We start from the raw sequence: 24,425 nt of genomic DNA, 5'->3' as shown, positions 1-24,425 counted from the left end.
TACTACAAAACTTCCCCTCCAGCCACTGAAGACCCCCGGCAGTAAACAATCGAAGCCGCTACGCCCGAATCCGGCGCACACGGCCCGCGTGCGTTATTATACGGCACGTCGTGTTTACCAAGTAAGCACCCACGCGCCCTCGCGGAATTTCGTTGTGCATCTGCGAACAACGAAACCCCCGCTAATCCTTGCCTTTTCTCCAAAATCACCTAAATGGCACGAATATTGCTCTATTTATCAGGCAAGTAGTTGCCGTCGCGGACACGCGGAGAGTTAAACGCAAACGCGAAAAGGCTGCCGGATAAACGGCAGGCAGCCGGGCGGGATACGGGGTCGTTTGAAAAATCTCTTTTCAAAGGAGGAGAGTAATGAGAAACGACAGCATATCGGCATCCATCAAAGCGGCGTTCAACCTGGGCGTCTGGATAAGGAAAAACGCCCCCGCCGACAACGTCTTCGAGGCCGGAATGTGCCTCCGCGAGACGATCTTCTACAACATCGACAAGCCCGAAGGGGGCGCAGAGACGCGTGAAGTCGTCAACGCGAACATCGACTACCTTCTCGAAATCGCGCTTCTCGGATACCTGATGTCGGGCGTCTGCTCCTACGACGAAGCCGTCAAGAACAGGATCCCGGAGCTCATCGAGAACCGCCTCGTAAGCGAGACGTATACCGGCGACTACGGGGCGTTCAAGGGTGAAGTATCGGAAACGAAAGAATGGAAACCGTCCGGCTCGGTGAAGACCACCGGCATAAATTGAAAGCTAGATGACTCATTTCTTCGATACCTCCTTATGTGTAGCGGACGGCCTTATGTGTAGCGGACGGCGGGAATAATAGAGGAGATTCCCGCCACCCGCTTACTCGGAATAAATGCTTTGGAGCGAAATGGGTGCTTAACGAAAGTCTCCAACACCTTTAGCCTAGTCCCGGGCCATCCCCCCTGTCTCTTATGGCCCGGGACGTTTTTTTTGCGGCGTCTCCGGCGGAAATCGCCCACTCCGGCGGACGCAAGGCGCGCCGGAATTAATATGAATGCTCGGGATGATATAATTATGCGCATGGTCACGTATTACAAGAATTACGATACAGGCGGCTTCTTCGACGAATATTTCACCGACGACGGAAGCCCCCGTCCGGGCGCTTCGCTTCTCTTAAAGAGGATAGAGGACCTTCCCAGGGGCGAGCTCCTCCGCCGCCAGAAGGCGACGGAGGCCCGGCTCTTTCAAATGGGCGTAACGTTCACGGTCTACGGCGAGGACGAGGGCACCGAGCGCATCTTCCCGTTCGACATCATCCCCCGCGTCATCGAGCCCGGGGAGTGGGACGTCCTCGAGCGCGGGCTGAAACAGCGGATTTACGCGCTGAACCTGTTCATCGACGACGTATACAACGACCGCAAGATACTGAAAGACGGCGTAGTCCCCGAAGAATTGCTCATGTCGAGCAAGGTCTACCGCCCGCAGTGCGTCGGGTTCCGCCCGCCGCGCGGTATATGGTGCCACATCGCCGGGACGGACCTCGTCCGGAACGGCGACGGCGCGTACTACGTGCTGGAAGACAACCTCCGCTCGCCGTCCGGCGTCTCGTACGTCCTCGAAAACAGGGAGGTGCTCAAACGCACCTTCCCCAAGCTCTTCGAGGACCTCCAGATACGCCCCGTGGACAACTACCCGAACCGCCTCCGCGACACACTCGGCTACGTCGCCCCCAAGGGCGTCTATTCGCCGAACGTCGTCCTCCTCACCCCCGGCATATACAACTCGGCCTACTTCGAGCATTCGTATCTCGCCCAGCAGATGGGCATCGAGCTCGTCGAGGGCTCGGACCTCGTCGTCTCGGGCGGCTACGTCTTCATGAAGACGACGCGCGGTTTGCAGAAGGTGGACGTCATCTACCGCCGCATCGACGACGACTTCCTCGACCCGCTGACGTTCCGCCCGGATTCGCTCCTGGGCGTCCCGGGGATAATGGACGTCTACAAGGCCGGCAACGTCGCCCTCGTGAACGCCATCGGCACGGGCATAGCGGACGACAAGATCATCTACGCATACGTACCCGAAATCATAAAATATTATACGGGCGAAGAGCCCATACTCCCCAACGTGCCGACGTACGTCTGCTCGCGAGAGAGCGACAGGGCCTACGTCCTCGAAAACCTGAAAGACCTCGTCGTAAAGCCCGCCAACGAATCGGGGGGCTACGGTATACTCATAGGCCCCAAGTCCACGAAGGCCACGAGGGAAAAATTCCGGAAGCTCATCCTGTCCGACCCCCGGAACTACATCGCCCAGCCGACGCTATCCCTTTCGAGGGTGCCCGTCCTCGCCGGCGACAGGTTCGAGGGGCGGCACGTCGATTTCCGCCCGTACATCCTCTACGGCGAGGATATCTACGTCATGCCCGGCGGCCTGACCAGGGTCGCCCTCAAGAAAGGCTCCCTCGTCGTCAACTCCTCGCAGGGCGGCGGCAGCAAGGACACCTGGGTGCTAAGGGACATCCCCTGAGCCGCACCCCGGCGCACGCAAGAAAATAATCAGGAGAAGATGGTATATTAATCGACAATGCTCAGCAGGGTAGCGAATAGCATCTACTGGATGTCACGATACATAGAAAGGGCAGAGAACGTCGCCAGGTTCATAGAGGTCAATCTCCACCTCATGCTCGACCGGCCTGCGGGGGCGGAGCATTCCGAGCAGTGGGGGCCGCTCGTCAGCACGACGGGCGACCTCGACCCTTTCCGGGAGAAGTACGGCGAGACGGCGACGAAGGAGAACGTCCTCCAGTTCCTGACGTTCGACAAGTCGAATCCTAACTCGATACTTTCGACGCTCACCCGCGCCCGCGAAAACGCCCGCACGATACGCGAGACTATAACGTCCGAAATGTGGGAGCAGATAAACAAGTTCTACTTCTTCGTCAAGGAGGCGGCGTTCGGGGACGCGGCCACCGACACGCCCCAGGATTTTTATATGAAGGTGAAGATGGAGAGCCACCTCTACGCCGGCATTGCCGACGCCACGATGAACCGCGGCGAGGACTGGCACTTCGCCCGCATGGGCAAGCTCATCGAGCGCGCCGACAAGACGTCACGCATCATCGACGTCAAGTACTTCCTCTTGCTTCCGAAGCCCGAGGACGTCGGCACCCCGATAGACAACATACAGTGGGCGGCGCTTCTCAAGTCCGCGAGCGCGCTCGACATGTACAGGCGCAAGTTCGACTACATATCGCCGGAAAGAGTGGCGGATTTCCTCATACTCGACAGGAGCTTCCCCCGCGCGATACTCTTTTGCATAATGGTCGCGGAGGACTCGCTCCACGCAATCACCGGCTCGCCGATCGACGGCTATCAAAACGAGGCCGAGCGGCGCATGGGGCTCCTTCATTCCGAGCTCGTTTACGCGAGCATAGACGAAATAATAGACATAGGCCTTCACGAGTACCTGGACGCGTTCCAGACGCGCCTCAACAGGGTGGACGACGCCATAAGGAGCTCGTTCTTCTCCATGGAGCCGGTAAAGGCGAAGGGCGGAGGTGCAGCACAGTGACTTTTTGCGTAGGCATGAAGGTGCGGAAGGGGCTCGTGGGGATCGCCGATACGCTCGTTACGACGGGGGCCGAGAGCATAACGGCGAGGAAGGTTACGATACACCAGTACGGGCGGCACTCGCTCTTCCTGATGACGTCGGGCCTCCGGTCCGTACGCGACAAGGCGCTCACCTATTTTAACGAGGTGCCCGACCAGGACGACTCGACGTTCGACAAGCTGTACAAGGCCGTGAACGCCTTCGCCCAGCAGGTAAGGCGCGTCGGCGAGGAAGACAGGAAGGCCCTCGAAGAGGCGGGGCTTCACTTCAACCTCTTCTCGATAATCGGAGGCCAGCTCGAAAAGGACACCGAGCACAAGCTCTACATGCTCTACCCCCAGGGCAACTGGGTCGAGGTCGGGCAGGGGACGCCGTATTACCTCATCGGCGAGTCGAGCTACGGGAAGCCCATCATGGACAGGGCGCTTTCCTACGAGCTCAACATGGAAACGGCACTCAAGATAGGCTACCTCGCGTTCGACGCGACGCGGACGAGCGCCATAGACGTAGACTTCCCTATAGACGTCGTGCTCTATAGAGCCGACACGTACGACATCGTAGAGCACAGGTACGAGCGGTCGGAGCTCCTGGCGATCTCGGACTGGTGGCAGAAGAGGCTCCGCGAGGGGATAAGGGAGCTGCCCCACGACTGGGTGAAGGCGGCCTTCGACAAGCTCGAGGATTCGAAGTGAAAGAAGTAAAAAATAGAAAAGGAATCGAGAGAAATGCGAATATCCATAACCCACAACACGACCTACAAATACAACGACTCCGTATTTTTAGACCCGCACACGATCAGGCTCAGGCCGAAGTGCGACGCCTCGCAGACGCTCATAAGCTTCGAGATAGAAATCGATCCGAAACCGGACGGCATGACGAATATCGTGGACGTCGCCGGGAACGACAGCATATGCGCGTGGTTCTCCGGACGGCACGGCAGCCTTAACATCACGACGAAGTCCGTCGTCGATACGCTCCGTGTAAACCCCTACGACTACATAATCACCGAGCCGGGCGTGACGAAGATACCGGCGTTCTACCCGAAGTACTACGTCCCCGCGCTGCGGGCGTTCATGTCGAGGAACACCGAGCCCGACGGGCAGATGGACAAGTTCGTGTTCACCGTCTTCGAGGAATCCGGGCCCGACACGCTCGCCTTCCTCGCGGCGCTCAACTCGCGCGTCTACAACGACTTCGAGCAGGTCATAAGGCACGAGGGGCCGCCCTACCCCGCCGAGGTCACGCTCGGCTTCGGGCGCGGCGCGTGCAGGGACCTCACCATGCTCTTCATCGAGGCGTGCAGGTCGGTCGGGCTCGCGGCCAGGTTCGTCAGCGGCTACAGGGAGGCCGAGCTCATGAGCGACGAAAGGCAGCTCCACGCCTGGGCCGAGGTGTACCTCCCCGGCGGAGGATGGAGGGGATACGACCCTTCGAGCGGACTGGCGGTGGCCGACTCCCACGTCGCCGTCGCCGCCGGTGTCATCCCCGAGGAAGCCGCTCCCGTCCAGGGATCCTACAGGGGCAGCGGCGCCCGCTCCATAATCGACTTCGACATCGACATAAAGATCGAGGAGCCGGTAGAACAATAGGCAAGCCACAATTAAATTTTCATCCCCCCTTAGAAAAAGGGGGGTTGGGGGGATTTATTCTTTAATTAATCTTGATATAGTTAATCCCATGCTCCGTTACAACAAGAAGCTCCAGACCAGAGCGCGCACTCTCAGAAAAAACATGACCGACGCCGAAAGAATGCTCTGGTCGAAACTCACCAGGAAACAGCTTTCAGGTTTTCAATTTTACAGGCAGAGGATCATAGGAAATTTTATTGTGGATTTCTACTGTCCAAGAGCAAAACTTGTTATCGAGGTGGATGGTGGGCAACATTACCACGGAAAGGTCGAGTCCAGTGACAGGATTCGAGACGAATCGCTCAAGAGTCTCGGATTGAAGGTTTTAAGTTCTCCGATAGTGATGTGTTGAAGAACATAGATGGAGTGCTTGAGGAGATACATATTAACCTCTCATCTCAGACTTAAATCCCCCCTTGTTCCCCCCTTTTTCTAAGGGGGGATAAAAAACCTGTCCCTCAATTACTCCGAATATCGGCAGACGTGCCCTATTCCCCTTCCGAACCTTTTTGAAGCCCTCCGTTACCAACCTTAAAAAAGGTGAGGAGGTTTTAAATGGACAGGAACCTTAACAGAACTAACAGGAGCATAAAATCCGTAACGCTCCTGGGCTTTATAGCCGCAGCATTCATGGTAATAGCCGCGGCGTCCACGCCGGCCCGGGCCGACATCTACAGGGGCTGCACGGGATTCATAGGAATCGCCGTAACGGGAGGCAAGGGCGTGGACACCTCGCGCGGAACCACGAAAACGCTCGACCAGTTCGAGGGGCGCGGACAGTGCGAGAACAAGGCGCAGGCGAACACCTGCCGAAAACGCGCCATGGACAATATCTTCCGCTGTGCGAACGACCTCTGGGCGATACGCTGGAACCTGATCGGCGACCCGAACGACGGGCGGCCGGACATGGGCATCCCCCTGTCGTGCCAGGGGCGCGCGACCGGGGCCAAGGGGCTCGGGCCGTTCCACGAGAACCCCTTCGGAAAGCTCTTCGACATAAAGCACGCGATCGAGCACGCCGCATGCTGCGAGCTCCAGCCGACGGCGAGCTCGCTCAACATCGGGCTCTTCGTCAGCTCGGTCGGAGACAAAGGCTGCGGGAAAGACTTCTCCGGATACAGCATGTACAGGGAGCAGAGAGCCCTCGAAAGCAACTACGTGGCCGATTGCGAAAGCCTGCGCGCCCGGGGCATGTGCGCGGTCCGCAGGAACTGACCGCCCGGGAATCCACCGGCGATGGAGGCCGCCCCGGCGGCCTTCCCGGTCCCGTTTGCCATACCGCGCTGCAAAGTGTAACTTGCATTTCATGCGACCTCTCCGCTTCGGAATTTACGCCGGCATTTTCTGGCTCCTCGGCTCTCTCCTCCTCGTCGTCCTCTCCGCCCTCGGCGGCGGCGCCGTCTCCTGGTCCGAGCTCGACTTCAGGCCGCTTACCGCCCTCGTCCTCCTGGGGGCGGACGCGCTCGGGCACGGCCCGGCGTTCGAAACGGTCATCCGCTACGCCGAGCACGGCATCCCCATCACGGCGCGCCTGGTGTCGCTGGCTCTCGTAACGGCGGGCATAGACGGCTTCGCCGCCGGCGTTCTGACCGCCCTCGTCTACAACGCCGTCACCGCGGGGCGCTCCCCCGGCACTGCCGGAAAGGCGCTTGCCTTCGGCGTCGGCCTCGGTGCGGCCCTCGGCGCGTCGTCGTTTCTCCTCTCGGCCGTCGCCATAGAATACGGCTTCGGCATAACGGAGTTCGACTTCACGATAAGACCCGTCTGGCTCACGCTCACGGCCTTCCCGGGTGCCCTGCCGTCGGTAAGAGAGTCGTACCTCTTCTTCCCCGGCGACTATGCGGGCGCGGCGGCGTGGGGCGCGTGGGGGTTTGTCGACGGCCTCGTCGGAGGCCTCGCCGGGGCTTACGCCGTCCTGAAGATAAGGGGATATTTCAAATAATGCCGGCGTGTTATGTGAGCCCGCATCAGCAGTCGATCTTGACGCCGATGCGCTGCTTCATGACCTCGGCGATGGAGACCGACCGCTCCTTGGCGCGCTCGGCCACGGGGCCGTCGAACAGCTCGTCCAAGGTCTTGTTAAACAGATGGAGCCACCGGCGGAAGTGAAAGTGCTTCAGCTCAGCCTTCTGATTGAGCGCAAGGTGCACGTTCATCACCTGCGGCCCGCGCTTGTAGGCCGGTTTCTGGAAGAGGATGGTTTCCCAGAAATCGCTGATTATGGGCAGGTGCTCGCGGAGGTCTATATCGACGCAGTCCGTGAACAGGAACCCTATGAACGGGTCCGTCATGAGCCTGCCGTAGAACCTTTCCACGAACAGTTCTATGTCTTCTCTTCCAGTAATATCGCGGGAAATGGCCGTGTTACCTCTTGAAAAGCATTTTACCAGATTATCAAAATCGCGCACCTGTTATCAAAATCGCACGCCATGCGTGGCTGCTCTCAACCGCCGGCATTCGACGTAGCGAGTATGAAAATTCATAGCGCCATCCGCACGGCGGACAGTGTCCGCTGACTTTCGAAGTGGCAGCATTACGCTATTATCACCAGCCGCGCTTCAGGTGGTTTCAGCAACTTCGACACTACGTCGAGAATCCCTCAATATTGCAAGCCGCACAAGCGGCGCAGCAATACATTCCCGGGCCGTCAAAATTCGCGTTAAGAAAATCGAGTGGATGAGCGTTAAAAATCTGCCCAGGGGATGGGGAAGGTGCAGATTTAGCGAAGTAGCGACGATTTTTAGCAGAATTTTTCCCGGCCCGTGATTTTTGCTACTTTTAGTCAGTCAAAAGTAGAAAACAACTTGCATCATATTTACCCGTTACTACAGAACTTCCCCTTCATCCACTGGAGACCCCATGAGATTTATGCCTTCGCCTTTTCTGTCAATGCTTTTAAAAACAAGATTCTGAATATTTTGATTTGATATGCTATGGAGCCGTACTATATGAGCTTCCCTGCAGTCGGCCCGTGGCGTCCGATTCCTCGCTTGCTCGAAATCGTAGTTCAGAATAACGGAAAATGCAAAGTAGGTGGACAAATCATCATATTGCAAGCTGCGTAAGCGGCGCAGCAATACATTCCCGGGCCGTCAAAATTCGCGTTAAGAAAATCGAGTGGATGAGCGTTAAAAATCTGCCCAGGGGATGGGGAAGGTGCAGATTTAGCGAAGTAGCGACGATTTTTAGCAGAATTTTTCCCGGCCCGTGATTTTTGCTACTTTTCATCAAGGAAAAGTAGAGAACCCTTTCTCCATATCTACCAGCCAGCACCGAACGTCCTCCGCAAGGCCGCCAACCCCCGCAGCCTCTACCAGCTTTCGAAGTAGCAAGGCATTGCCACAACCTCCAGTCGCGCTTCACTTAGCTATAGTGTCAGGACATGCTACGCCGAAAATCACACGTACGTGTGCGGTCAAGCAAAATTAGAAAGCCTTTGACTTTGTAACTGAATTCTTCAATTCTGACTTGATCCCGGATCGAGTCCGGGACATGGTTCAGAATGACGAAAGCAGGGCCGCGGCTGAGCGCCGAGACATCGGCCTCCTGCACGCACGTCGTCCGCATCAAGCCGACGCTCTTCTCTTCCTCACGGCATAGAAAACGCCGATGAGAATAAAACCGGCGGCCACCGCGATCATGCCCCATTCGGACAGAGTCGGAATTCCGAAGATCGGTGCAGGCATCGTAATCCTCCTGTCAGATAGTATTCATCGAATCTTCACCGGCCCGCGCCGCTATCATCCCCACTCCCCTATTCTCCCCCGGCGAACGAGCGGGCATTATGGTGACTTTCCCGGCCCGTGAGAGACTCGCAGCCGCGAGAATAAAGAGGGTTAACGTGACAGCGGACATTGTTCTCATCATCCGTCTGCCCTCTTTTCCGGTATTTTAAAACTTACTCGGTTCTTTAACCACTATACAATAAACCGGTTCCGAAAAACAGAAATTTCTCCGGCATGGCGGCACATACGCCGCCCGTGTTGAATCCCGCCCCCCAATCAACGTGCAGTTACACCTGTCTATCCGTTCTCCGGTCATTGTCTTCGCACACGCGTTTATGATAAAATTTTCCCTTGTATATACAGGAGGGGGCGGTCATGAGCCTTGATGCAGCGAAGCAGATACGCGAGCTCGACGAAGAGCGGGTCCTGAGAACGCTCATCGAATCGACGTCCTCCGTCACCGGGAAGCGGTTCTTCTACGCCATCGTCGAAAACCTCTCCAAGGCCCTCGGCACCGAAGGCGCCTGGCTCACCGTCCTCAACAAGGAAAAACGCACGCTCAAGGCCCTGGCCTTTCTGATGAAGGGCGAATGGCTCGACGACTACGAGTACGACTTCACGGGCACCATCTGCGAAGAGGTCGTCATGGCCGACAAGCTCGTCCACTACCCCGACAACATAATGGACATCTACCCCCACAGCGACACGCTGAGGTCGTTCAAGGCGGTGAGCTTCATGGGCGCGCCGCTCAAGGACGTGGACGGGACGACGCTCGGCTATCTTTCCGTGCTCGACACGCGGCCCATCCCCGCCGACGACCGCCTGAGCGGTGTTTTCAACATATTCGCCGAAAGGGCGGTCGCCGAGCTCAGAAGGCTCCGCGCCGAGCAAAAGCTCCGCGAGCGTGAGGAGAAGCTGTCGAGCCTCCTCGACTCCGCCATGGATTCGATAATCGAGCTCGACTCCGGGCTCCGCGTGAACCTCGTCAACTCGGCCGCCGAAAAGCTCTTCGGCTTCAGTGCGGGCGCCCTCGAAGGCAACGACTTCGCGCGCTTCCTGGCGAAAGAAAGCAGGGACAGGCTCTCCCGGCTCATTAAAGAGCTCGAAGCGCTCCCCGACGGCAGGAAAAAGCTCTGGATACACGGCGGCCTCAGCGCCGTAACGGCCGACGGCTCGCCGTTCGAGGCCGAGGCGACGCTCTCGGCATACGAGGTCGATAGAAAAATTTTCTACACCCTCATACTGAGAAGCGTAAGCGAAAGGCTCGAAGCCCGGCGGCAGATAAGCTCGCTCATGGACGCCGCGAAGTATCTGGAAGAAGAGATCATCGAGCTCGGAAACTACGACGAGATCATAGGCCGGAGCCCCGCCATTGCCGAAGTGCTCGAAGACGTCCGCAAGGTCGCGGGGACGGACGCGACCGTCCTCATACTGGGCGAGACGGGAACGGGAAAGGAAGTGATCGCCCGCGCGATACACAAGGCCGGCCGCCGGAGCGCGCGGCCCTTGATAAAGGTAAACTGCGCGGCCATTCCCGGGAGCCTCATCGAAAGCGAGTTCTTCGGCCACGAGGCGGGCGCGTTCACCGGCGCGACGAAAAAGCGCGTAGGCAGGTTCGCCGCCGCCGACGGGGGGACGATATTCCTCGACGAGATAGGGGAGCTCCCTCTCGACCTTCAATCGAAGCTCCTCCGCGTGCTCCAGGAGGGCGAGTTCGAGCCCGTCGGCAGCTCGCGCACGGTGAGGGTGGACGTCCGCGTCCTCGCCGCTACGAACCGCGACCTCCGGCGCGCGGTCGAAAAGGGCGAATTCCGCGAAGACCTCTACTACAGGCTCAACGTTTTTCCGATCAGCATCCCCCCGCTTCGCGAAAGGGGAGACGACATCTGCCTCTTCGCGCGCTTTTTCGCCCAAAAGTTCGCGAAGCGCATGGGCAGGGACATAAGCCCCCTCACGGACCGGTGCATCGAAAAGCTGCTCTCCTACCGTTGGCCCGGCAACGTAAGGGAGCTCCAGAACGTCATCGAAAGGGCGGTCATCACCTCCCCGGGCGGGGCGCTCGACCTCGGCCGCGCGCTGCCCGAAACGGTTATCGGGCCCGGGGAGGCGGCCCCGACTCCCGCGAAAGAAGCCGTGTCCGTCTACAGGCTCGAAGAGCTGGCCGAGCTCGAACGGCGCAACATCCTGAAGGCGCTCGAAGCCGCCCGAGGAAGGATCTACGGCAAGGGCGGGGCGGCCGAGCTTCTCGGTATGAATCCCTCTACCCTGCGCTCGCGTATGAAGACCCTCGGGATTAAGAAGCCCTGAGCCCTTTCAGGTATCCGTGGGCCCGAATATACCGTACCGCACCGCTTAATCTCGCGGTCCGGAACCGCTGAATTTCCCGGCGGCGCGATATTTCGCGGCGGGCACGGCGCTCGTTCACGCTTCAACTCCCTGAAATCGTTACACATTTTTCAGGCAGCGGTTCTGGCACGGTTTATGTAATAACTCCCCCGGAATTTAAAAAATCACACGGAGGTTACTCGTATGTCAATCGATCAATCAAAGCTTGAAGAGCTTATAGGAAGGGCGATAGTGGATTTCGGGGGCGCGTATCACGCCGGGCTCGCCGTCATAGGAGACAAGCTCGGGCTTTACAAGGCCCTCGCGGATAACGGCCCGATGACCCCGGCCGAGCTCGCGGAAAAGACCGGCACGGCCGAGAGGTACGTAAGGGAATGGGCATCCTGCCAGGCGGCAGGCGGATACGTGACCTACGACCCCGACTCGGGAAAGTTCAGCCTCTCCCCCGAGCAGGCGCTTGCCTTCGCCGACGAGACGAGCCCAGCTTTCCTTCCCGGCGCGTTTCAGGTGGCCGTTTCGGCCATCCGCTCGTACCCCGAGATAGAAAAGCGGTTCCGCACGGGAGACGGTTTCGGCTGGCACCAGCACGACCACGGCCTTTTCGAAGGGACGGAAAGGTTCTTCCGCCCGAGCTATATAGCCAACCTGACGTCGGGCTGGATACCGTCGCTGGACGGCGTCGTCGAAAAGCTCGAAGAAGGGGCGCTCGTGGCAGACGTCGGATGCGGGCACGGCGCTTCGACGATACTCATGGCGAAGACCTGGCCGAATTCTACTTTCATCGGCTACGACTACCACGGGCCGTCGGTCGAAAGGGCCCGGCAGGCGGCGGAAAAGGCGGGAGTATCCGGCAACACGAGCTTCGAGGTGGCGGCTTCGAAGGGCTATCCGGGGACGGATTACGACCTCGTAACGTTCTTCGACTGCCTCCACGACATGGGCGATCCGGTGGGCGCGTCGGCCCACGTGCTGAAGTCCCTCGCGCCCGACGGAACGTGGATGATCGTCGAGCCCTATGCGAACGACAAAATAGAGGATAATATTAATCCTGTCGGAAGGGCTTACTACGGCGCGTCCACGCTGATATGCACCCCGGCGTCGCTCGACCAGGAGGTCGGGCTCGCACTCGGGGCACAGGCGGGCGAGGCCAGGATCAAGGACGTCGTCACGAAGGGCGGCTTCACGAGATTCAGGCGTGCGTCCGAAACACCGTTCAACCTCGTTTTCGAAGCAAGGCCCTGACAATGAATACGGCAATAAAGTTTGGGGTATTGAATCAGGGGTCCGGTCTGTCGTTGCGAACCTTCCTCCGGCCGGGCCCTTTTTTTGTGCGCGCCGCACGGTATTATGACGTAGCTGCAGCGAAAAACCGCGAGACTCCCTAATCTGTCATTCCCGAATGTATGTACATGCCGCGGCGCTTGTCGGGGCGTAGCCATGCGAAGCCGGGTCGGGAATCCATTTCCACCAGCAATTCATCAAGCGCTTTTCCGCCATTGCAAGCTGCGTGCTTGTCTCGGCGAAGGCCTTGGCCGAAGCCGGAAGCAGCGCAGCAATACCCCTCCGGGCCGGTGGGCCACGCCCGCTGGAATTCGAAGTAGCAGCGCTCTGCCATTACCACCAGCCGCGCTTCAGGATGGTTTCAGCAACTTTGGTGCTACGTCGAAAATCCCTTAATATTGCAAGCTGCATAAGCAGCGCAGCAATACACTTCCGGGCCGTCAAAATTCGCGTTAAGAAAATCGAGTGGATAAGCGTTAAAAATCCGACCTACCTTACTCTTCCCTCCCCCTCCCAGGGGGAGGGTCAGGGTGGGGGTATAGTATTTGGAGGATTTAGCGAAGGAACGATGATTTTTAGGCGGGCCACGCCCGCTGGAATTCGAAGTAGCAGCGCTCTGCCATTACCACCAGCCGCGCTTACGGTGCCTATAGTCTCCTGACCCGCTACGTCGAAAATCACACGTACGTGTGTGCTACTTCTCATCAGGGAAAGGTAGAGAACACTTGCACCACCCCTACCAGCTAGCTCAGAACGTCCCCCGCAAGGCCGCCAACCCCGCAGCCTCTACCAGCTTTCGCAGTTGCAGTTGATCCTTTGCCTTGAAGACTTTAAAACGAGATCCTGAAACAAGTTCAGGATGACGGAAGTGGGGGTTCGCGGCTCACAGCCGCGACGTCGTATTCGTGCATGCGTGGCGTGCTGGATTCCCGACCCGGCTTCGCTTCCGACTTCGCTAAAGCTACGTCGGACAAGAAAGCTTCGCCGCGGCAGGTACATACATTCGGGAATGACAGAATAGGCTCTGCTTAGCCAGCAACACCTCCCGCCTACTCTCCCTTCTCCGCAACGTACGCGCTGAACACCAGCGACTTCCAGAAGAGCCGCGGGTGGAGGAACCCGGCGCGCTGTATGAGCTCGACCATGCTCGCATGCGAGAGTATGTCGAGGTCCCGCCGCGTGTGGCCCACCGTCTCGTCTACGTCTTTCCTCTCCCTCCTTTCGAGCATGTAATCCTCCCACGCGGTCACGAACGACTCGAACTCGAACGACCCCCTGTCGCCCGTGAAGTCGGCCAGGAGGAGAGTCCCGCCGGGCCTCAGCCTGAAGTTTATCTCCCGGAGGAACGAGAGCTTCTGCGCGTATGGTATGAAGTGCATCACGAGGAGCGCGGCCGCGCCGTCGAACGCCTCCTGGAATACGTCGTTGACGGTGCCGTGGATGAGCTCGACCCTGTGCCCGAGCCCCCGCGCTTCCACCTTCGCCGAGGCGGTGGCTATCATGTTCTCCGCGATGTCGAACCCCGTCACACGCCATCCGGGATTGCGCTCGGCGAGCGAAACGGTCTCGTTCCCCGTGCCGACCCCGGCGACCAGCACGAACGCGTTTTCGGGCAGGGTGGTTTCCAGCAAATGACACACCGTTTCGTGGAGCGCGGCGTAACCCGGGATTATCTTCAGCACGTCGGCGTCGTAAACCGTGGCCCTTTCGTTGAATCTCTTTTTCGGATCGAATCTCTCTTCCATGGATGATTAGTGTAATGTAAAATTCCGGACTTGCACGTCGGCAGGCCACGCCCGCTGGGGATCGAAGTAACGAGGTATTGCTATTATCATCAGCCGCGCTTAAGGTGATCTCGGCACCTCCCGCGCTATGCCGAAAATCCCTTAATATTGCAAGCTGCATAAGCAGCGCAGCAATACACTTCCGGGCCGTCAAAATTCGCGTTAAGAAAATCGAGTGGATAAGCGTTAAAAATCCGACCTACCTTACTCTTCCCTCCCCCTCCCAGGGGGAGGGTCAGGGTGGGGGTATAGTATTTGGAGGATTTAGCGAAGGAACGATGATTTTGCACGCCTCGCGTGCAGGATTCCGAAGTAGCAGCAGTCTTGCTATTACCACCTGACGCGCTTCAAGTGACTTTAGCACCTTCTATGCTATGTCGAAAAAGACACTACGTGTCCCCGGCCCGGCGGCTCGCAGCCGCACGCAATCGAAGTAGCGGCGCATTTCTATTACCACCTTTCGCACTTCAGTTGCAAAAATCCATGAAGGTACTTCGTCGGAAAACACACTTCGTGTGTGCTACTTTTCATCAAGGAAAAGTAGAAAGCCTTATATCGACCTTGTAGGTTAAGTATAGAACTTCCCCTTCAGCCACTGGAGACCCCATGAGATGTATGCCTTAGCCTTTTCTGTTCATGCTTTTAAAAACGAGATTCTGAATCAAGTTCAGAATGACGGAAAATGCAAAGTCGGTGGATAAATCATAATATTGCAAGCCGTGTGAACGGCGCAGCAATACACTTCCGGGCCGTCAAAATTCGCGTTAAGAAAATCGAGTGTATGAGCGTTAAAAATCCGATGTGGGGCTGTGGGCCGGTGGAGGATTTAGCGAAGGAACGATGATTTTTAGCAGAATTTTTCCCGGCCCGTGACTTTTGCTACTTTTGGTCAGTCAAAAGTAGAAAGCCCTTCCACCATTCTTACCAGCTAGGCTCAGAACTTCCCCTTCAGCCGCTAACGGGCCACGCCCGCTGGAATTCGAAGTGGCAGCCCATTGCTAATACCGTCAGCCGCGCTTCAAGTGCCTATGGCAACTTCGTCGCTACGTCGAAAACGACACTACGTGTCCCCGGCCCGGCGGACTGTGTCCGCTGACAATCGAGCAAGCCACGCGTGCAGGAATCCGAAGTAGCGATGACGCATAGAAGGAAGCGGCAGCCTTGCCCCTGCCCCCTCAAAGCCCCGCCAGCTTCGCAAACCCGTCCAGCACAGGCAGCACGACGTCCGTCCCGCCCGTGGGCGTCGTGAACACTATCCTTTCGACGCCGGCTTCGGCCAGCGTATCGACGTCCTCCCGCGAAGGACCCGGCAGCGTCATGTACGTAACCGTCAGCTCGTCGGGGTCCCTCCCGGCGTGCCCCGCCGCGTCCCTGAGCGCTATTACCAGCCGCCCCATGTCGTCCGGCGGGATCGCGATCGGAACCCACCCGTCGCAGAACTCGACCACACGGTCGAACGTGCGCGGCCCGAACCCGCCCATGTATATGGGAGGATGCGGCTTCTGCACGGGCTTGGGATAGGAGAGTATCCTGTCGAAATCGACGTACTCGCCGTGGAACTCGGCCTCGTCGCTGGCCCAGATCTCCTTCATGGCGAGTATCCGCTCGCGCAGTATCTGCCAGCGCTTCTTGAAATACGTCCCGTGGTTCGACATCTCCTCGGCGTTCCATCCGCCCCCTATGCCGAATATGAACCGCCCTCCCGAAAGGGCGTCGAGGCTCGCGACCTGTTTCGCCGCCGTAATCGGGTCGTGCTCGACCATGAGGCATATGCCCGACGCGATGCGGAGCCGCGTCGTCGCCATGGCTGCGGCGGTGAGCGCGACGAACAGGTCGTACGTGTGCCAGTACTGCTTCGGCAGCTCCCCTCCCCCGGGGAACGGGCTCGTGCGCCTGACGGGGATGTGCGTGTGCTCGGGGAACCATATCGATTCGAAGCCGCGCTCCTCCACCTCGCGCGCGAGCTCCGAGGGGTGCATGGCGTAATCGGTCGCGAATATCGAAATGCCGAATTTCATTTGGAGCCTCCGGTGGATTCAGAGCTTAGATACTTATCTATTTTACCGTGGAACACGTACTGATGTCACGGTGTTCCGACGAAGATGACGTAACATTTTCAAGCTCCGATTTTTCGGACGGGGCTGCGGTCCTTACCTGTGGTTACGGGAATTGCCGTTCCTTCCGCTCCCGTTCCTTCCCGCGCCGTTCCTCCGCGCGCCGTATGCGCCGTTCCGTCCGCCGTTGAGCTCGTAGACCTCGGTAGACATTATCTTCAGCCTGAAGCGCGGGTCGTAGCCCTTCGTGCACTCGCTGCAGGAATAGCTCCGCTTTACCTTCCGGTAAAAGTAGATCGTCTTGCTGCACGCCGGGCAGAGCCCGATGTACTTGCCGCGCGGCATCGTCAGCCCGTCCACCGGTGCGCACCTCTCGGGCCTACACCCGACTCGCCGGGCGACGTCCCTCCAGCCGTTGTCGTGGTTGGTCTTTCCCGTCTCCATGTAATGGATCGCGTGCGCGATCTCGTGAAGGAGCGTGTCCTTCATCACCTGGAACGAGTTCGTACTCAAAAAGGCGAGCGAGAGCGAGATAATTCTCTTACGGGGTTTGCAGTATCCGAGGTGCCGTTTCTGGTTCGAAAACAGGAGCACCCAATCCTCAAGACCCCATTTTTCTTGCTCTTTCTCCCAAAGCTTGATAATCCTTTCGGGGGACACCATGTCGGAACAAATCTATTATACCGGTGTATAATCATTCTTACAGAGGGAATTAGCATGAGTGAAAAAAATTATTACTTCGTCATATCCATACCCCGGGACGAGCTCATCGAATACTCGACAAGGCTGGGCTCCTACATCGCGAAGTTCTTCCCCGGGAGGACCAATCCATACACGCTTAAGCCGCTGGAAATACAGGAAAATAACACCATAGCCAAGATTACGATACGCGCCACCGAGGCCGAGATAAGGGAATTCGCCGACCGCTTTTTCGCCTCGGGCTACGAGCTCAGGGACAAGGGCGGCGAGATCGAGATAGCCCGCCCCCAGGGACAGGGCGAATCGCCCACCGATCGGGGTGATTCTTCGCTGCATTAGGCGGGCCGCTTCCAGGCCGCCACGTGCATCGGCACCCGAAGTAGCGACGTCTAGCCAATATCACCAGCCGCGCTTCAGTCACCTATAGCATCCGAACGCGCTACGCCGAAAATCCCTTAATATTGCAAGCCGCATAAGCAGCGCAGCAATACCCCTCCGGGCCGGCGGGCCACGCCCGCAGGATATCGAAATAGCAAGGCATGGTTATTACCACCTGACGCGCTTTAAGTGACTTTAGCAACTTCGTTGCCATGTCGAGAAACACACGTACGTGTGCACGCGTGCCGGAATTCGACGTAGCCGACTTGGAAATTCATAGCACCGTTCGGTCGTCCATATTGTTCAATCACCAGCCTTGCCACGCCGAAGACATCGAGTGGATGAGCGTTAAAAATCCGACCCACCTTACTCTTCCCTCCCCCTCCCAGGGGGAGGGTCAGGGTGGGGGTAAAGTATTTGGAGGATTTTGCGAAGGAACGATGATTTTGCACGCCACGCGTGCAGGATTCCGAAGTAGCAGCAGTCTTGCTATTACCACCTGACGCGCTTCAAGTGACTTTAGCACCTTCTATGCTATGTCGAAAAAGACACTACGTGTCCCCGGCCCGGCGGCTCGCAGCCGCACGCAATCGAAGTAGCGGCGCATTTCTATTACCACCTTTCGCACTTCAGTTGCAAAAATCCATGAAGGTACTTCGTCGGAAAACACACTTCGTGTGTGCTACTTTTCATCAAGGAAAAGTAGAAAACCCCTGCACCACCCTTACCAGTTAAGTATAGAACTTCCCCTTCAGCCACCGGCGAACCGTGTCCGCTGACATTCGAAGTAGCAGCATCTTGCCAATATCTCTTGCAGCGCTTCCAGTGCATATATCACTCAAACGTACTACGTCGACTTCCCGCGGACGTGGTCCGCATCAAGCCGACGCCTTCCTTCTCCTCAATGCATAGAACACGCCTACGAACGCAAAACCGACAGCCGCCGCGATCATCCCCCATTCGGAAAGCGTCGGAACATTCACCGACCCTCCCGGGCCCCCCGGTTCCGCGCCGGGCTCCGTCTGGCCGAAATATACGCTCTGCACGCCGCGGACCTGCTGGGTTCCTCCCGCCGGCTCCAGGACCACACGCTCGATCGGCTCCGAGGTCGTCATGCCGACGAACGTATCGAAATCGTTCGTGACCGAAACGGAGGTGAATCCCAGGGCCGAGCTGCTTCCGTAAATTTTGACGTTCACGCCCGTGCTGCAGGGGCCGTCCACCTCCGCGCAGCCCATATTCAGGCCGACGGTGTTTACCGCAGGATCGAAATTGATCACGAAATCACTCTCGAAATTATTGTTGGTCAGCACGAAGGGAGGATTTTGCGATCCCCTCGAATCCGTCCCCAGGAGGAGTATGTTGTTGTCCGGGTCGGGGCTCTGGGTGAAAGATATGCCTTCGAGTATGTCGCCGGGCGAAAAGCATTCGTCGCTGCTATTGCTGTTCACGGGAGTATCGCATTGAAGGAAGTCGAGGGCGGGCGGTTGATTGGCGTGCGTGAAATCCTGGATATCTATAACCGGGTTCATCTTGATGAACTCGTTCTGGTTGTAAACGAACTTGGTCTGTGCCGCCGCGGGCGCGGACGAAAGGCAGAACAGGGCCGCGATCACGGCGAGCGGTGCGGCGAATCTCCTGCAGGTTTTCATGTTCATGCTGATCCTCCATCGTTGGTCTGCTAAATTTTCCCCTATTACGAAAGAAAAGGGAAGCTTGCACGTACTGATGAAACGGTGTTCTCCCGTATTGGATATACGCGGGGACGGACCGAATCGGATTGATATCGCAGTACATAATATTGCAAGCTGCGCTTGTCGCGGCGAAGCCATGCGAAGCCGGATGCAGCGCAGCAATACCCCTCCGGCCCGGCGCACCACGCCCGCTGGAATTCGAAGTGGCAGCGCTTGGCCATTACCACCACCGCGCTTTAGATGGTTATGGCAGCTTCGGCGCTACGTCGAGAAACACACGTACGTGCGTGGTCAGTCAAAAGTAGAAGCAGTTTGCATTTGCATTTCTCTTTTTTATTTTAAAGACTGGATTCCCTATACAAGCATTAGGGAATGACAAACTTGGGACTCCCCAAATCATAATATTGCAAGCCGCTCGCGGCGAAGCAATACACTTCCGGGCCGTCAAAATTCGCGTTAAGAAAATCGAGTGTATGAGCGTTAAAAATCCGATGTGGGGCTGTGGGCCGGTGGAGGATTTAGCGAAGAAACGATGATTTTTAGCAGAATTTTTCCCGGCCCGTGATTTTTGCTACTTTTCATCAAGGAAAAGTAGAAAACCCTTTCTCGGCATTTACCATTTACTACAAAACTTCCCCTTCAGCAACTGGAGACCCCTCCGACCGATAAAAAGGCCCCGCCCGATTACTGCTTCGCCGCTTCTACCTGCACCTTCCTGAGATTAATTTCACTGATGCAGTCGCTGACCGCGGGATACGTGTTGTCGAACTTGTTCACGCAGTACGCCTTTATGCACGAGGCGGCGCCCTTGCACTGGCTGATCACCAGGTCGAAGATTCGCGCCCTTAGAGTCTCCGTGCAAAACGCCGGCCACGCCGGATCCTCGGGCAGGCCGGACGGGCCGATGGTGCAGTTGTCGGCCACGCAGTCCGTGTCCTCGCCGCATGCGGCGTGGATCTCGTCCAGCCGCGCGCTGCGGAGCCCCGCCACCCTTTCGGCCTCGGCCCTTTTTGCGGCCTCCGCCTCGGCGCGCACCTGGTCGGCGTTCTCCTGGAGGTCGCGCGCTATCCCGGCCGCCCCCGGCTTGTCGAGCGTCAGCTTCTCCCAGTACCATATCGTAACGGGCTGCCCGGCGGGGTCGATCTCGACGTAGGAGTTCTTTATCCACACGTCCCCCGTCCGCCTGTCAATCTTGTGAACGACCGATCCGTCGGGCGACGCGATCAGGTCGTACCTCTCGCCGCCCGAGTATAGCCCCGCCGCCGTTAACGCCCCCAGCACAACGCCTATGAGGACGAGTGCGATCTCTTTCGCGCCGAATCCGTGCATACGTGCATAACCTCTCTGTGATTATTACCATTTTACCTGAAGACGGGGGTGAAAAGACAGGCCCTGCGGCATGCGGAGAGCAAAGTGAGAAAACCGTGCAACTGCCGGGAGTGATAAAAAAACCCTCCCCCCTCCTTAACTACTAAATCCGAGGGGCGAGGGTTAGAGAAGGGGATATTCAAAATTTATTATACACGTTTCCGGCGATTAACAAAGGACTATTTTCATGTCCTCCGAATCGGCCCTGAAAGCGGGACTTTCACACGCCGTCCGTGTCATTCCGTATCCGGAGCGGCACCGCCGTCGGGCGGAGGTGGAACGTATTCGAGCTCCATTTCGTTATTCCACGAGCCCGAGCCGGGGCGGTCCATCTGCTGCATCCCTTCTTCGAGCGAATAGAAATATTCGCGTGTGAAGATCACGTCGTCGAAGTCGTCGGCCGGATATATCTGGTTCGACTTGTTATCCGCGCCGTCGGGCATGAAGGCCTTCTTGAAATAATCGTCCGCGCGGGCTGCGCCGAACGCGGGGAGCATGAACAGGAGGGCCAATAAGACAGTCGTCAATGCGGTTCTCATAGCGTCACCTCCTTTGAAAACCCTATATGTAAAGGATAGCGCATAAACCGCCGATCCGCATCAATTACTGCCCGGGGCGTCATGATACCTGACCCGCACGCCACGCCCGCTGGAATTCGAAGTGGCAACGCTTAGCCATTACCACCAGCCGCACCTCAAGTGACTTTAGTCTCAGAATATCGAGAAACGCACTTAGCGAGACACGGCCGGCGCCCCGGCCGCGGGCGCCGTCCCCCTTGTCGGGAGCAACCCCTTCTCTCTGGTCGTTACGGCAGCCGGCGGGCCGGGGAATCCTGATACCTATTCCCCACTGTATATATATACGCACTGCCGCGCCCGGGTGGATTACCCTCCGTTAGATACAATCGAATCACGGCTGAAATCACGGCGCCGTCGGGTAAACTATTCGGAATTCCGCATACCCGCACTGGAGGCAGGCACATTGAAAAACATCGTAACCCTCGCATTACTTCTATCCCTGGCAGCCATACTTCCGTCGTGCAGCAACGATTCCGGCGATGCCCCCCGGGCCACGCCCGTGGCAACCCAGGCCGCACCCGAATCCCCCCAGGCGGCAGCCGGCCAACACAACTTCAGGGTGCCCGTCTGGGGCATGACCATGGACGAGATCGTCAACGTGGAAGGCACGAAGCCGAAAAACCGCACACAGGACAAGATCAACTACGAAACCTTTATCGCCGGCCACGGCGCGTTCATAGATTACAAATTCGCCGACGGCAAGCTCGTGCGCACCTCGCTCATTTTCCCGGAAGTGAAAGACAACAACAACGATTACATCCGTGAGTATCGAGATATAAAAGAGAAATTCAGCAAACAGTACGGCCAGCCCGTCCTCGATTCCAGCAAGAATCTCACCGGCGAGGATATCCCCGATGCGGAGAAAGGCGACGCCGTCTGCAAAGGCAAGCTCGTCTACGGCGCGCAGTGGAATCTCCCCGGAACTACCGCGAGACTCGTCCTGAACTCATACAAATCCACATGCGCCCTCGTTATGATGTACACACAGTCGAACGGAGAGAACGGATTATAAGACGGACTTTGTCCGCAGGAATCCGAAGTAGCAGCAGTCTTGCTTTCACTACAGACGCTCTTCAGGTGGTCTTAGCAACTATCGCACTATGCCGAAAATGACACTACGTGTCCCCGGCCCGGCGGCTCACAGCCGCTGGCAATCGACGTTGCAGAAGCGATGAACTTGCTACCCCAGCGTGACGCCCTGCTTGTCATTCCTGCGCTTGTCGGGGCGAAGCCATGCGAAGCCTGATAGGCAGCCAAGCCGTAGCCGGGCAGGCCGGAATCCATTCAGTTAATCTTGGCATTTCGAATCCTTAGCCTGTCATTCCCGAACGTCTTAATCGGGAATCCATTTCCACCAGCAATAAATCAAGAGCTTTCCCGTCATTGCGAGGGTGCGAAGCACCCGCGGCAATCTCATCTTTTGCTTTGTCATCTCGAACAAACGATTCCGATCGTGCGGGGAATCTACTTTATTCTTGTCATTCCTGCAACGATTCCTCACCCGCTCGAAATCGCAGCCCGGGATAACCATGGGGTAAAGCCACGGCAGAGAACGATTCGGCTGCATAACCTGTGCCGGGTTCCAACGTGCAGGCGCGCCGCACGGTTGCGGAAAACTGATTAGTGTGTAGATTCTAACCGTATTCTCCGTCCCCGGCGCGGTTCATAGCCGGGCGCCCGGTATCGTGCATGGAACTCGTTCTTAACTGGATCAGCATCGCATCTCTCATGCTTATCGTCCTCTCGCTCGTGGACCCGGCCATCGCCCTGCCGTGGTCGAAGGAGAAGACCCGCAGAAAAGCCATCTCCGTGTACGGTTGCGTCTTCTTCGCGAGCATCGCGCTCTACGTCGTCATCTACCCGGCTACGAACCTCGAATCGCGCATAACGAGCCTTCTCATACTATGCATCCTGTTCCTCGCCATCGGTCTCGCGAGCCCGGGCCTCGTCCTCCCCTGGTCGAAGAACCCGTCCAAGTCGTCAGTCCTGATGTTCTATCTCCCCCCGGTGCTTTTCCTCATCGCGGGGCTTTACTACGCCGTAAAATCGCGGCCGGTCGATCCGCGGTACGACCTCCCCGCCGCCGAAATCGAAAGCGCCGACCCGGTAAGGGCGCTCAGGTACGTCGTCGCGAACGAGCTCAGGGGCGAGAACAACCTCGGCCTCCCGCGCGTCCGGAGCATCGACGTCACGCCGACGGACGGCGTCGGGTACGACGTCAGGGTCGAATATAACATCGACAACGCGGGGACGAAGGACCTCTTCAGGATGCTGTCGAAGATGGAGATGGGGAACCTCTACCGGGCGATTTACACGTCGGGCCGCGACGTGGCGAGCGCCTCGATCACGGCGTACTTTCCTGTAGACGACCCCGGGGGAAAGGCCTCTCCCGTGCCAATTTTTTCGACGACGCTCGGCAAAAAAGCGGCCGACGAAGCCGACTGGAACGCCGACCGCACCGAGCTCGAAATGGACATTATCCCCGCTCTCTGGACCGAGACGTACGTCCACCCCGATTACAAATAAGCGCTGAACCGGCCCGCCCCACGGGCCCGAAACGCCGGAACTAAAATTTCCGGATGAATTGAGCCCGGGTCAACGTTATAATATTTTCCTCCCTGTTTTGACAAGAGCAGAAAACGAACTCGAATAATCTGTAGGAGGTGTTCCAGCCGTGTATCTTCGCATAATCGCAGGGGTGCTGATAGCAGCCTTCATAGCCATCCAGTTCCGCACCGTCGAAAGGACGAATCCGCCCGTCCATGGAGATTTCAAAGGGCCGGCCGAGGTGAAAGAGGTTTTTCAGCGCGCGTGCTACGACTGCCATTCGAACGAAACGAAGTGGCCGTTTTATTCGTACGTGGCCCCTTTTTCGTGGCTCGTGGCGAAGGACGTCGAGGAGGCGAGGGAAGAGCTCAACTTTTCCAGCTGGGAGCGTACGTCGAGCACAAGACAATCCAAGAAAAAGAAAGAAATCTGGAAAGAAGTTGACAAGGACAAAATGCCGCTCTGGTACTACCTGCCGCTGCATCCCGGAGCCAAGCTTTCGGAGCACGATAAGGACATCATAAGGAAGTGGTCGCGCGGAATGCTCTAGGCGGGCCACGCGCGCTGGAATTCGAAGTGGCGGCGCTTTGCCATTGCCACCAGCCACGCTTCGGGTGGCTTTTAGCAACTTAGGTGCTATGCCGAAATCCATCATATTGCAAGCTGCGTAAGCAGCGCAGCAATACCCCTCCGGGCCAGCGGGCCACGCCCGCAGGATATCGAAGTAGCAGGCTCATTGTCATTTTCTTCGGA

21 protein-coding genes and 1 pseudogene are annotated in these 24,425 nt (G+C 57.7%); 14 read left to right on the top strand and 8 right to left on the bottom strand.

The window, feature by feature from the left end; all coding sequences use genetic code 11:
- The first annotated feature begins 368 nt into the window (after positions 1–368).
- The 8 genes and pseudogenes from PKC29_14680 to PKC29_14645 all read left to right on the top strand — a co-directional run bounded on the left by PKC29_14680 (position 369) and on the right by PKC29_14645 (position 7,160).
- Positions 369–761, top strand: a complete 393-nt coding sequence (locus tag PKC29_14680; GenBank protein ID HML96665.1) for a hypothetical protein — start codon at positions 369–371, stop codon at positions 759–761.
- A 300-nt stretch (positions 762–1,061) separates the two neighbouring features.
- Complete coding sequence (locus PKC29_14675) at positions 1,062–2,507, top strand: circularly permuted type 2 ATP-grasp protein (protein HML96664.1); 1,446 nt, start codon at positions 1,062–1,064, stop codon at positions 2,505–2,507.
- A 57-nt stretch (positions 2,508–2,564) separates the two neighbouring features.
- Complete coding sequence (locus tag PKC29_14670; protein HML96663.1) at positions 2,565–3,551, top strand: alpha-E domain-containing protein; 987 nt, start codon at positions 2,565–2,567, stop codon at positions 3,549–3,551.
- A complete protein-coding gene (locus PKC29_14665; protein HML96662.1) occupies positions 3,548–4,282 on the top strand; it encodes a peptidase in 735 nt (244 codons plus the stop codon). The genes PKC29_14670 and PKC29_14665 overlap by 4 nt, the downstream gene beginning before the upstream one ends.
- A 33-nt stretch (positions 4,283–4,315) precedes the next feature.
- Positions 4,316–5,179 (top strand): transglutaminase family protein, encoded by an 864-nt coding sequence (locus tag PKC29_14660; GenBank protein ID HML96661.1) that lies wholly within the window; start codon positions 4,316–4,318, stop codon positions 5,177–5,179.
- Between the two features lie 88 nt (positions 5,180–5,267).
- A pseudogene (locus tag PKC29_14655) lies at positions 5,268–5,626 on the top strand (DUF559 domain-containing protein).
- A 147-nt stretch (positions 5,627–5,773) separates the two neighbouring features.
- Entirely contained in the window at positions 5,774–6,433 is a 660-nt protein-coding gene (locus PKC29_14650; protein HML96660.1) for a hypothetical protein, read from the top strand.
- A 91-nt stretch (positions 6,434–6,524) separates the two neighbouring features.
- The gene (locus PKC29_14645; protein HML96659.1) at positions 6,525–7,160 is read left to right on the top strand and encodes a hypothetical protein; all 636 of its coding nucleotides are present in this window, start codon (positions 6,525–6,527) and stop codon (positions 7,158–7,160) included.
- A gap of 25 nt (positions 7,161–7,185) precedes the next feature.
- Here PKC29_14645 and PKC29_14640 read toward each other — a convergent pair whose 3' ends face one another.
- Positions 7,186–7,533 (bottom strand): group III truncated hemoglobin, encoded by a 348-nt coding sequence (locus PKC29_14640; protein ID HML96658.1) that lies wholly within the window; start codon positions 7,531–7,533, stop codon positions 7,186–7,188.
- Between the two features lie 1,251 nt (positions 7,534–8,784).
- Positions 8,785–8,904 carry an IPTL-CTERM sorting domain-containing protein gene (locus tag PKC29_14635; protein ID HML96657.1) on the bottom strand — a complete coding sequence of 40 codons (120 nt, stop codon included), beginning with the start codon at positions 8,902–8,904 and terminating at the stop codon, positions 8,785–8,787.
- Between the two features lie 414 nt (positions 8,905–9,318).
- On the opposite strand from PKC29_14635, the gene PKC29_14630 reads away from it, so the two are divergent.
- Entirely contained in the window at positions 9,319–11,250 is a 1,932-nt protein-coding gene (locus PKC29_14630; GenBank protein ID HML96656.1) for a sigma 54-interacting transcriptional regulator, read from the top strand.
- Between the two features lie 222 nt (positions 11,251–11,472).
- Positions 11,473–12,531, top strand: coding sequence for a methyltransferase domain-containing protein (locus PKC29_14625; GenBank protein HML96655.1), 1,059 nt, complete (start codon positions 11,473–11,475; stop codon positions 12,529–12,531).
- Between the two features lie 1,088 nt (positions 12,532–13,619).
- On the opposite strand, the gene PKC29_14620 is transcribed toward PKC29_14625, so the two are convergent.
- The 3 genes from PKC29_14620 to PKC29_14610 form a co-directional block, all read right to left on the bottom strand.
- A complete protein-coding gene (locus PKC29_14620) occupies positions 13,620–14,315 on the bottom strand; it encodes a class I SAM-dependent methyltransferase (protein ID HML96654.1) in 696 nt (231 codons plus the stop codon).
- A 1,214-nt stretch (positions 14,316–15,529) separates the two neighbouring features.
- On the bottom strand, positions 15,530–16,372 hold the full coding sequence (locus PKC29_14615) for an LLM class F420-dependent oxidoreductase (GenBank protein ID HML96653.1): 843 nt from the start codon (positions 16,370–16,372) through the stop codon (positions 15,530–15,532).
- A gap of 132 nt (positions 16,373–16,504) precedes the next feature.
- Positions 16,505–17,071 carry a SprT-like domain-containing protein gene (locus PKC29_14610; GenBank protein ID HML96652.1) on the bottom strand — a complete coding sequence of 189 codons (567 nt, stop codon included), beginning with the start codon at positions 17,069–17,071 and terminating at the stop codon, positions 16,505–16,507.
- Between the two features lie 54 nt (positions 17,072–17,125).
- Here PKC29_14610 and PKC29_14605 point away from each other — a divergent pair, with 54 nt between their 5' ends.
- Positions 17,126–17,446, top strand: a complete 321-nt coding sequence (locus tag PKC29_14605) for a hypothetical protein (GenBank protein ID HML96651.1) — start codon at positions 17,126–17,128, stop codon at positions 17,444–17,446.
- Between the two features lie 917 nt (positions 17,447–18,363).
- Here PKC29_14605 and PKC29_14600 read toward each other — a convergent pair.
- From PKC29_14600 to PKC29_14590, 3 genes are all read right to left on the bottom strand, one after another.
- The gene (locus tag PKC29_14600; protein HML96650.1) at positions 18,364–19,143 is read right to left on the bottom strand and encodes an IPTL-CTERM sorting domain-containing protein; all 780 of its coding nucleotides are present in this window, start codon (positions 19,141–19,143) and stop codon (positions 18,364–18,366) included.
- A 720-nt stretch (positions 19,144–19,863) separates the two neighbouring features.
- Positions 19,864–20,508: a hypothetical protein gene (locus PKC29_14595; protein HML96649.1), complete on the bottom strand. Its 645-nt coding sequence runs from the start codon at positions 20,506–20,508 to the stop codon at positions 19,864–19,866.
- 275 nt (positions 20,509–20,783) lie between these two features.
- Positions 20,784–21,086: a hypothetical protein gene (locus tag PKC29_14590; protein HML96648.1), complete on the bottom strand. Its 303-nt coding sequence runs from the start codon at positions 21,084–21,086 to the stop codon at positions 20,784–20,786.
- Positions 21,087–21,528: 442 nt separating this feature from the next.
- Here PKC29_14590 and PKC29_14585 point away from each other — a divergent pair, with 442 nt between their 5' ends.
- The 3 genes from PKC29_14585 to PKC29_14575 all read left to right on the top strand — a co-directional run bounded on the left by PKC29_14585 (position 21,529) and on the right by PKC29_14575 (position 24,222).
- On the top strand, positions 21,529–22,137 hold the full coding sequence (locus PKC29_14585; protein ID HML96647.1) for a hypothetical protein: 609 nt from the start codon (positions 21,529–21,531) through the stop codon (positions 22,135–22,137).
- Between the two features lie 677 nt (positions 22,138–22,814).
- Positions 22,815–23,651, top strand: coding sequence for a hypothetical protein (locus tag PKC29_14580; GenBank protein ID HML96646.1), 837 nt, complete (start codon positions 22,815–22,817; stop codon positions 23,649–23,651).
- A 148-nt stretch (positions 23,652–23,799) separates the two neighbouring features.
- Positions 23,800–24,222 (top strand): heme-binding domain-containing protein, encoded by a 423-nt coding sequence (locus PKC29_14575; GenBank protein ID HML96645.1) that lies wholly within the window; start codon positions 23,800–23,802, stop codon positions 24,220–24,222.
- Positions 24,223–24,425: the final 203 nt, after the last annotated feature.

The sequence above is a fragment of the Thermodesulfobacteriota bacterium genome, from assembly GCA_035325995.1.
Taxonomy (GTDB): domain Bacteria; phylum Desulfobacterota_D; class UBA1144; order Nemesobacterales; family UBA2774; genus JADLGH01.
This window is presented reverse-complemented; position numbering and strand designations above follow the sequence as displayed.

Coding starts and splice junctions, on each gene's coding strand:
- PKC29_14680 (HML96665.1), top strand. CDS start 369: ATGAGAAACGACAGCATATCGGCATCCATCAAAGCGGCGTTCAACCTG.
- PKC29_14675 (HML96664.1), top strand. CDS start 1,062: ATGGTCACGTATTACAAGAATTACGATACAGGCGGCTTCTTCGACGAA.
- PKC29_14670 (HML96663.1), top strand. CDS start 2,565: ATGCTCAGCAGGGTAGCGAATAGCATCTACTGGATGTCACGATACATA.
- PKC29_14660 (HML96661.1), top strand. CDS start 4,316: ATGCGAATATCCATAACCCACAACACGACCTACAAATACAACGACTCC.
- PKC29_14650 (HML96660.1), top strand. CDS start 5,774: ATGGACAGGAACCTTAACAGAACTAACAGGAGCATAAAATCCGTAACG.
- PKC29_14645 (HML96659.1), top strand. CDS start 6,525: ATGCGACCTCTCCGCTTCGGAATTTACGCCGGCATTTTCTGGCTCCTC.
- PKC29_14635 (HML96657.1), bottom strand. CDS start 8,904: ATGCCTGCACCGATCTTCGGAATTCCGACTCTGTCCGAATGGGGCATG.
- PKC29_14630 (HML96656.1), top strand. CDS start 9,319: ATGAGCCTTGATGCAGCGAAGCAGATACGCGAGCTCGACGAAGAGCGG.
- PKC29_14625 (HML96655.1), top strand. CDS start 11,473: ATGTCAATCGATCAATCAAAGCTTGAAGAGCTTATAGGAAGGGCGATA.
- PKC29_14620 (HML96654.1), bottom strand. CDS start 14,315: ATGGAAGAGAGATTCGATCCGAAAAAGAGATTCAACGAAAGGGCCACG.
- PKC29_14615 (HML96653.1), bottom strand. CDS start 16,372: ATGAAATTCGGCATTTCGATATTCGCGACCGATTACGCCATGCACCCC.
- PKC29_14610 (HML96652.1), bottom strand. CDS start 17,071: ATGGTGTCCCCCGAAAGGATTATCAAGCTTTGGGAGAAAGAGCAAGAA.
- PKC29_14605 (HML96651.1), top strand. CDS start 17,126: ATGAGTGAAAAAAATTATTACTTCGTCATATCCATACCCCGGGACGAG.
- PKC29_14600 (HML96650.1), bottom strand. CDS start 19,143: ATGAACATGAAAACCTGCAGGAGATTCGCCGCACCGCTCGCCGTGATC.
- PKC29_14595 (HML96649.1), bottom strand. CDS start 20,508: ATGCACGGATTCGGCGCGAAAGAGATCGCACTCGTCCTCATAGGCGTT.
- PKC29_14590 (HML96648.1), bottom strand. CDS start 21,086: ATGAGAACCGCATTGACGACTGTCTTATTGGCCCTCCTGTTCATGCTC.
- PKC29_14580 (HML96646.1), top strand. CDS start 22,815: ATGGAACTCGTTCTTAACTGGATCAGCATCGCATCTCTCATGCTTATC.